The following is a 7,366-nucleotide window of genomic DNA, read 5'->3' as shown; positions in this document are numbered from 1 at the left end:
TTAGCAGGCATGACAGTGTTCCGTCGCAGTAGCCTCACGTCCCCTAAGTACGCACCTTCCTTACCGAGAGTACGTGTTGATCACGCAGATCTGCCGTGCAAACCGGTAGCGGATCCGGTTTAGCCTCGGCGGCGCCGATCGGCGCCGGCCTCGAGCACGACCACCTGCAGCTCGTTACCGTCGCCGGCGGCGGCTGATCAGCTGCTGGATCTGCATCACCAGGTGCATGCGACAACGTCGAACTGGGCGGGAGGGCTTGACCGGCGCGCGGGCACCTTCGTTGCCGGCAATTCGCGCCGATCGCGCAGATCTGCCGTACACCCCGGGAGCGGATCGCAACCAGTCCCGGCCGCGCCTATCGGCGCCGGCCTCGAGCACCACCAGCAGCAGCTCGTCGACGTCGCCGGGGACGGCCGATCAGCTGCTGGATCTGCAGCACCAGGTGCATGCGGGAAGGTCGAGCTGGGCGGGGAGGGCCGGACCGCCGCGCGGGCACCTTCGTTGCCGGCAATTCGCGCCGGTCGAGCAGATCTGCGATACACCCCAGGAGCGGATCCCGACCAGTCCCGGCCGCGCCGATCGGCGCCGGCCTCGAGCACGACCAGCTGCAGCGCGTCGACGTCGTCGGCGACGGTTGAGCAGCTGCTGGATCTGCAGCACCAGGTGCATGCGGCGTCATCGAGCTGGGCGGGGAGGGCCGGACCGCCGTGCGCTCGCTACCGGCGCCGCCGGCGGAAACCCTGGCCCGCCGCGCGGGCACCATCGTTGCCGGCATTTCCTGCCGATCGCGCAGATCTGCCGTATACCCCGGGAGCGGATCTCAACCAGTCCCGGCCGCGCCGATCGGCGTCGGCCTTGAGCACGATCACCTGCAGATCGTTGACGTCGCCGGCGACGGTTGACCAGCTGCTGGATGTGCACCACCAGGTGCACGCGGCACCGTCGCGTTGACAGGGTAGGGCAGGACCATCAAGCGCTGGCCACCAGCACGCTCGACCAACGACCGAGCGGCTCGAAACTTCGTTTCGCTGAAGTCCACAGCGCCGCCGGCGGCGGCAACACCCATCCCCCCGCCCTTCCCTCCAGGAAGGGAGCGAGTCGGCCTCTGACCCCATCGGCCATGGGGGAGAAGCAACCCCATGACCGCCGGGGGAGCCTTATTCAGAAGCAATCTGGTAAAGGGACGCTGCGCTTCAGTCCTCACCCGTTCGGTGCTCACCTGCAAGCAGGCTCCGCTCCGCGTGCGGCTTCCGGGCTAACCCTTGACCAAAAACAGGGCGAATCAAAGAAAATAAATCACGCAAATACGTAATTACGTATGTACGTAACTACGTAAAATGGCTATAATACAAACAACAAGACGGCATTCATTATCGGCTTGGCCTCAAAAAAATCAGCATCGGAGAAGTCCATGTCAGCAGCCCTTTCTCAAGTTTTCAGCTACGCGCCCGAGCACGCCTCAATCGGAATTGACGATCGTGAACTTTCGGAAATTGTCGAGTGTTTCAATCAGGCCCAGCAGCAAATGAACTCCGAGGAAGAACGCGTTCATCACCTGTTCGACGCTCCAACGGGTACTGAGGTGGTACGTCTGAATGAAAAGGCAAGCGTGTATCAGAAAAACTACGGCTGGATGACTCCATCAGAAGCGCGTCAACGCATCGAAGGGTGGAGGGAGCACTGCGCGGCGCAGGGCTTGACCGGTGCCAATGCTGACAAGGTCGTTTTATCACTGTTCGACAAATCCGGTGCGTGGTCTCGCCCATGGGAAGAGGCTGGTTATCAGGTCTATCGCTTTGACATCCAAGACAATCCAGAAACAGGCGACGTCAACAAGTTCAGCGTCGACTTCTTCGGTGATTGGTTCGGTGATTTTGATGGGCTTGATATCTACGCCATTCTTGCAGCATGCCCTTGCACTGACTTTGCGGTATCCGGCGCTCGGCACTTTGCGGCAAAGGACTCGGACGGTCGCACTGTCGCTTCCGTCAAATTAGTCCACCAGACCCTGCGTGTAATCGAGTATTTCCGTCCTGTTATTTGGTCAATCGAGAACCCTGTGGGTCGTATCGAACGGCTGGGTGGTTTGCCACCGTGGCGTCTTTCGTTTGACCCTTTCCATCTGGGTGACAGCTACACCAAAAAAACACTGATCTGGGGTCGTTTCAACGCAGATCTTCCCGTTGCCCCGGTTGATCCGGTGGAGGGCTCCAAAATGCACCGCATGTACGGCGGCAGCAGCCTGGCGACAAAGAATGCACGCAGTGTCACCCCTGAAGGATTCGCCTACGCATACTTTATGGCGAACAACGCGATAGACCACCCGCTGATGGCAATCGCAGGCAAGTACGATCGCCTTTGCAAAAGACTGATCGGCGAGGCCGTTAAATACGGGCTGACGTCGTCTGACGTCGACGATCTTGTCGAAGATGCCTACTACATCGATCTGGACGACACCGCCGCAGAGCAGCATTTGCGAGATGATCTCAGCGCGCGCGGCGCGGTGCTGGATAGTTACGCCCAGACTGACGGCCAATTCGCTCTTTGGCTTTAAACCCGGTCAAAACAAGCCCCTGAATTTCAGGGGCTAAACCCCGTAGCACAGTTCTGGAGCTGTCGTGCATAGCTCCGGCGGTGTTTCAGTTGAACCACTTTCACTAGCGGACGTGACCTGCGATCCGGAATCCACGCAAACTATGTCCGTTTAATTTCGTATGATTGATATGATGCAAAAAAAATCGCACTTTGATCCCTCTTGGATCTTGCGACTGGCAACCAAACAATCATGGGGTGAACAGAATGACTGCAACAGGGACTGGCGTTTTTCTCGCATCAAAGAACGGCGACATTGCTGCTGCAAAACTGATTCGTGAGAGCACGAATGAATGGCGCATCAAAGTTGAAAAGCGCGAGCTGTGCGTTAGTAAATCCGATGACCGTGCACGTGTGTTCGGAAAAATTCCGAAGCCTTGCAGTGGTCCGGCGCAGATCCAGATCTCTTAGCGCATTTCAAGGATTACGAACTCAAGGAGCAGGCTCAGGGCTGCCGGGAATAGGTTCATGGAACAGCAAAAAATGTTCACCGAGGTTCACCAAGATATCCTCCAGCAAATGACAGAAGTACTTACGGCACTACGAACTGTGCGAATCAGCCGTGCTGGGCTGGAGGAGTTCGATATACATGATCTTCTCGTTTCAGCACTCGTTGATGCCCAGATCCCCCACATACGCGAGTATCGCTTTGCAGAGCGCTGCCGGGCGGATCTCTGGGTAAATGGCATCGTGATCGAGGTGAAGAAATCTCGTCCGCCGATGGCCTCACTGATGAACCAAGTTCAACGTTATGCCTCGCAGAGGAACGTTAGGGCAGTGATTGTGGTGTTGGAAAGGAGCGTTCATCTGCCGGCAATCATCAGCGGGAAACCTGTAAAAGTTTTGAGTTTGAATGCGCTGTGGGGGATAGCCGTATGACTTTGCCTTTGCCTCAGTATCTGGCAATGCCGACTGATAGCGCCCAAACCTTCGGCACTTTGCGCCGTGTCGACGAGCCACAGGGGAAGTTTTGGGTCATCGACGGGGACCCTCAAGTGGCCGTTATGGCTAAACGCCTTTTTCCCGGCTCGGAAGGCCGGGGCGCAGGAATCGCTAAGTTCAGCGCGAACCGACGAACCTTCGCTGAGCTCGTCTGGCTCATGCACAGATGGCCACTGAAAATTGAGAATCGCGCTGAGTTTGAGGCCTCCTACCGGGAAACCGTGGAGTATGTTCAACAGCGACAAGCTGCGAATAGCAGCCCAATCAACACAGTCCCCAATCTCGTCTTTAAAGGCGAACTGCGTCCATTCCAGGCTGAAGGACTCAGCTGGTGTTTGACCAATGGCCGTACGTTGATCGCCGACGAGATGGGACTTGGCAAAACAGTGCAGGGGATCGCATTCCTCGCAACAAGGCAGTCGTGGCCCGCTTTGGTAGTCGCACCGCCACACTTGACACTGCACTGGCGCGACAAGCTATCCGAATTCCTCGAGCTGCACAGCGATACCGCTGGGCCCTTGTTTGAGGACGCAAACGGACTGAAGGTCTGTGTGATCTCCTGCACTCCACGAGTCATGAAAGGGCCGCTCCCCAAAGCACACATCTACGTCATTCACTACCTGCTGCTGAAGCCTTGGCGAGAGAAGCTCAAGGAACTCAATATCCAGAGCATTGTGTTCGATGAGATCCAGGAGCTGCGGCACGATGGTACTGAGAAGTACGCCTCGGCCAGCGATCTAGCGACGATGGCCACCGACGTTATCGGGCTCTCAGGTACGCCGATTTACAACCGAGGTTCTGAGATCTGGAACGTGATGAACATTCTGGAGTACCACTGCCTCGGCGATAAAGATTCCTTCCGGCGCGAATGGTGTGTGCAAGGTGGTAGCAGTATGAGTGGTTCCGAGTCTGTGCGAGATCCAGCCCTACTGAATGCACATCTGCGGCGCGAAGGCCTCATGATCAGGCGTTTGAAGGCTGACGTTCTCAGAGAGCTTCCGGCGAAAAGACGTGTCGTCCAACTGGTTGATTCAGATGATCGCGTGTTCAATCAGCTGGTAGCGAACGCCGTGGCGCTGGCTAAAGAGTCCTCGCAGCTCACAGACGCACTGGCCCGAGGTCGGAGCGAGCTCGAGGCGATCAACGAGACCCGCAAAGCAACGGGGGTAGCAAAGGCGCCTGCGGCCGCTGCGTTCGTACGTAGCCTACTTGAGGCTGAGCAGCCAACCATCCTGTTTTCGCATCACCATGCAGTGCAGGACATCCTGTTGGATTTGCTCAAAGAGTTTAATCCGGTCTGTATCACCGGGCGCCAAACCCGTGAACAGAAGTGGCAAGCTATCGAAGAGTTCAAGTCTGGAAAAACGAACCTTGTGCTGATAGGCCTCAGAGCTGCGACCGGTATCGACGGTCTACAAGGACGCGTCAAAGCTGTAGTGATGGCTGAGTTGGACTGGTCGCCCGCGGTGCACAGCCAAGCGGAAGATCGCGGGCACCGCGATGGCCTTCTCGACTCACTGCTGTGTTACTACTTGGTCTCGGAGCAGGGCACTGACCCGGAAATGCAAGAAGCACTTGGCATCAAGGTGTCCCAATTCATTGGCTTGATGGGAGACATTCCGGAAACTGACGAAGACCAGGCTCTCGCCATGCAGGCGTCTACGCAGTACATGCAAAAAATCATCGCAAAACTACGTGCTCGAGCAGCCTGATCATGGCCACCGGATGGTGGCCTCTGACTGCTTCACCACCCGCCATGGACAATAAGGTGACTCGGACTCGCCTTGGATCAAGGACTTTCCGCCGATCGCACGTATCTGCTGGAGCTCCCGGTTGATGCCGTCCAGCACCGGCCGTGCCGATCGACACCAGCATCGAGCATGCCCACCTGCAGTTCACCGGCTTCGCCGGCAGCGGCTGATCAGTTGCGGCACAAGTGGCACGCGACATCGTCGTGCTGGAGCTGCAGACGGCCGCGCGTGAACATGCGCGCCAGTCGCTCAGATCTCCCATGCCGCTTGCTGCGAGCGGATCCTGACCATGACCATTAACCCAAAAAGGCGTATGCGTATTTCTGTAAAATAGATACTATACAAACAAAATAACTGTTCAGGTTTTTTGCACTGATGATCGAGAACTATCTGACTGCGCTTTTTCAAGCGGCATTTGCGAGCGTCCACTATCGATCATGCAAGCGTCTTTTTTCGGACGCAATTTATCCCGGCCCATCAATAATTTTTAGCGACGGCACTCTTGTTAAGCCAGAAGCGTCAACTTGGAGCGCGTCAACTGCTGAAGCTCGGCGTTTCCTGCAGTGCGCACTGCGCAATGAAGGTCTCGACCGTAATCTATCGATAAACACTCGACTCAGTAATTCCCCTTACCCTATTGTCGAGGGGGAATCCGATAGTGACATTAAACTTCGGCTGAATTATTTAAATGCACGTGATGATCTAATTGCGGCTCTTCGTCAGTTGAAGGACGTTTGTCTTGTCGAAGGACGCGATCCAACGAAATCCATTCTATTTCAGAGCATAGAGCTTAAGCGCGAGCTGGATCGTGTGGTTTGAATTGATCTTGACGGCAGATGGTGAAAAAATGAACTTTGGCGAGTCGGCTTTTATGTCTTTAATCTATGCGCTGCTGTTCGGCGGATTAGCGAGCTTGCTCGTAAAGATAACTGCAGCAAAACTCCCCGATCTTTTGATAGCGCAATGGCGAGCTGAAGCTAATTCTTTGCTTGAGATTAGCACGGAAGCTGAGTCGGAAGTGTGTTTGGAAAGATATTGCAAAGTCAGGTATCTATTTATTTTGCTATCGGCAGTGTTTTTAACGTTTTGTGCGGTTTATGTTTTTGGCTTTAGCGTGCAGGGAGTAGGTTATACGGTATTTGGATTGCTACTTTTGGTTCTGAGTGTAATTGATTTTGAAACTAGGTTGCTTCCTGACATTGTTGTTTTACCTGCTTTGTGGCTAGGTATTGCCGCTAACAGTTTTGGGTTATTCATTGACTGTTTTGATTCTGTCTGGGGGGCAATCGCTGGTTATCTCTTTCTCTGGTCGGTGCATCAGGCCTTCCAGTACGTAACTGGAAGGCAGGCGCTGGGGCGTGGTGACATGAAGCTGATGGCCGCTATTGGTGCCTTTGGTGGATGGGAAATAATCGGAAACACCGTTTTGTTCGCTTCCGTCACAGCTTTGTTAGCTACGGTCTTGCGAAATATTTTCTTACCGGCTGATGCCAAAGATCAAAACTTGGCCTTCGGGCCCTACTTAGCTATTGGAGGATGGATCTCCGCGCTGATACATTTTGCGCGATACTGATGGATGATGTGGCGATCGCCGGCGTGAGCCGTTACCGCGCAAGAAGGTTTGAGGACGGAGGTTGTTCATTCCCCACAGCCCCTCATCGGGGCTGTGTCGGTTAACCGTGATTTCAGTACCTTTAAACCTGCACGAATACCAGCTGCAGAATTACTGCTCACGAATCGGCGGAGTTACCACGCGAATTTGCCAGTCGTGAGCGCGCACTGGGTGATTGACGTTCAGATAAGCAGAGTGGATCTGGTACTTGATCCCAAGCACCCGCAGCATACTGCCGCTTCCAGCCCGCAAGCGGGCGCGCGATACTTCTTCGAACGGCGCGTCCCAGTAGAGCAACTCCCCATCAGCCTCCTGCGTGACCGCTGTGACCCCCACAGGCCACTCGGCAACCCGGTCTACTACCTCATCGAGCGAAAGCGCCTCACCGACGCCTGAGGGGTGGTAATTCAATGCCGGGAGTGCCCCTGTGAAGGAACTCATTCGCTGCTCGCTCCACTGTGTCCTTGAT

Annotated in this window: 7 protein-coding genes; 6 read left to right on the top strand and 1 reads right to left on the bottom strand. The window is 55.5% G+C overall.

The annotated features are described in order from the left end of the window. Positions 1–1,411 precede the first annotated feature (1,411 nt). The 6 genes from NF676_RS00585 (at position 1,412) to NF676_RS00560 (ending at position 6,858) form a co-directional block, all read left to right on the top strand. Positions 1,412–2,554, top strand: coding sequence for a DNA cytosine methyltransferase (locus NF676_RS00585; protein ID WP_252886117.1), 1,143 nt, complete (start codon positions 1,412–1,414; stop codon positions 2,552–2,554). Between the two features lie 245 nt (positions 2,555–2,799). After that, positions 2,800–3,003: a hypothetical protein gene (locus tag NF676_RS00580; protein ID WP_252886116.1), complete on the top strand. Its 204-nt coding sequence runs from the start codon at positions 2,800–2,802 to the stop codon at positions 3,001–3,003. A gap of 57 nt (positions 3,004–3,060) precedes the next feature. After that, positions 3,061–3,471: a hypothetical protein gene (locus tag NF676_RS00575; RefSeq protein WP_252886115.1), complete on the top strand. Its 411-nt coding sequence runs from the start codon at positions 3,061–3,063 to the stop codon at positions 3,469–3,471. After that, entirely contained in the window at positions 3,468–5,246 is a 1,779-nt protein-coding gene (locus NF676_RS00570; protein WP_252886114.1) for an SNF2-related protein, read from the top strand. The genes NF676_RS00575 and NF676_RS00570 overlap by 4 nt, the downstream gene beginning before the upstream one ends. A gap of 414 nt (positions 5,247–5,660) precedes the next feature. Beyond that, on the top strand, positions 5,661–6,104 hold the full coding sequence (locus NF676_RS00565) for a hypothetical protein (RefSeq protein WP_252886113.1): 444 nt from the start codon (positions 5,661–5,663) through the stop codon (positions 6,102–6,104). Further along, the gene (locus NF676_RS00560) at positions 6,094–6,858 is read left to right on the top strand and encodes a prepilin peptidase (protein WP_252886112.1); all 765 of its coding nucleotides are present in this window, start codon (positions 6,094–6,096) and stop codon (positions 6,856–6,858) included. Before NF676_RS00565 ends, NF676_RS00560 begins: the two co-directional genes overlap by 11 nt. A gap of 150 nt (positions 6,859–7,008) precedes the next feature. Here NF676_RS00560 and NF676_RS00555 read toward each other — a convergent pair whose 3' ends face one another. Further along, positions 7,009–7,338, bottom strand: coding sequence for a hypothetical protein (locus NF676_RS00555; protein ID WP_252886111.1), 330 nt, complete (start codon positions 7,336–7,338; stop codon positions 7,009–7,011). Positions 7,339–7,366: the final 28 nt, after the last annotated feature.

The organism is Pseudomonas siliginis (assembly GCF_024072275.1).
Taxonomy (GTDB): domain Bacteria; phylum Pseudomonadota; class Gammaproteobacteria; order Pseudomonadales; family Pseudomonadaceae; genus Aquipseudomonas; species Aquipseudomonas siliginis.
The sequence above is the reverse complement of the archived record's forward strand: the minus strand, read 5'-3'. Positions and strand labels throughout refer to the sequence as shown.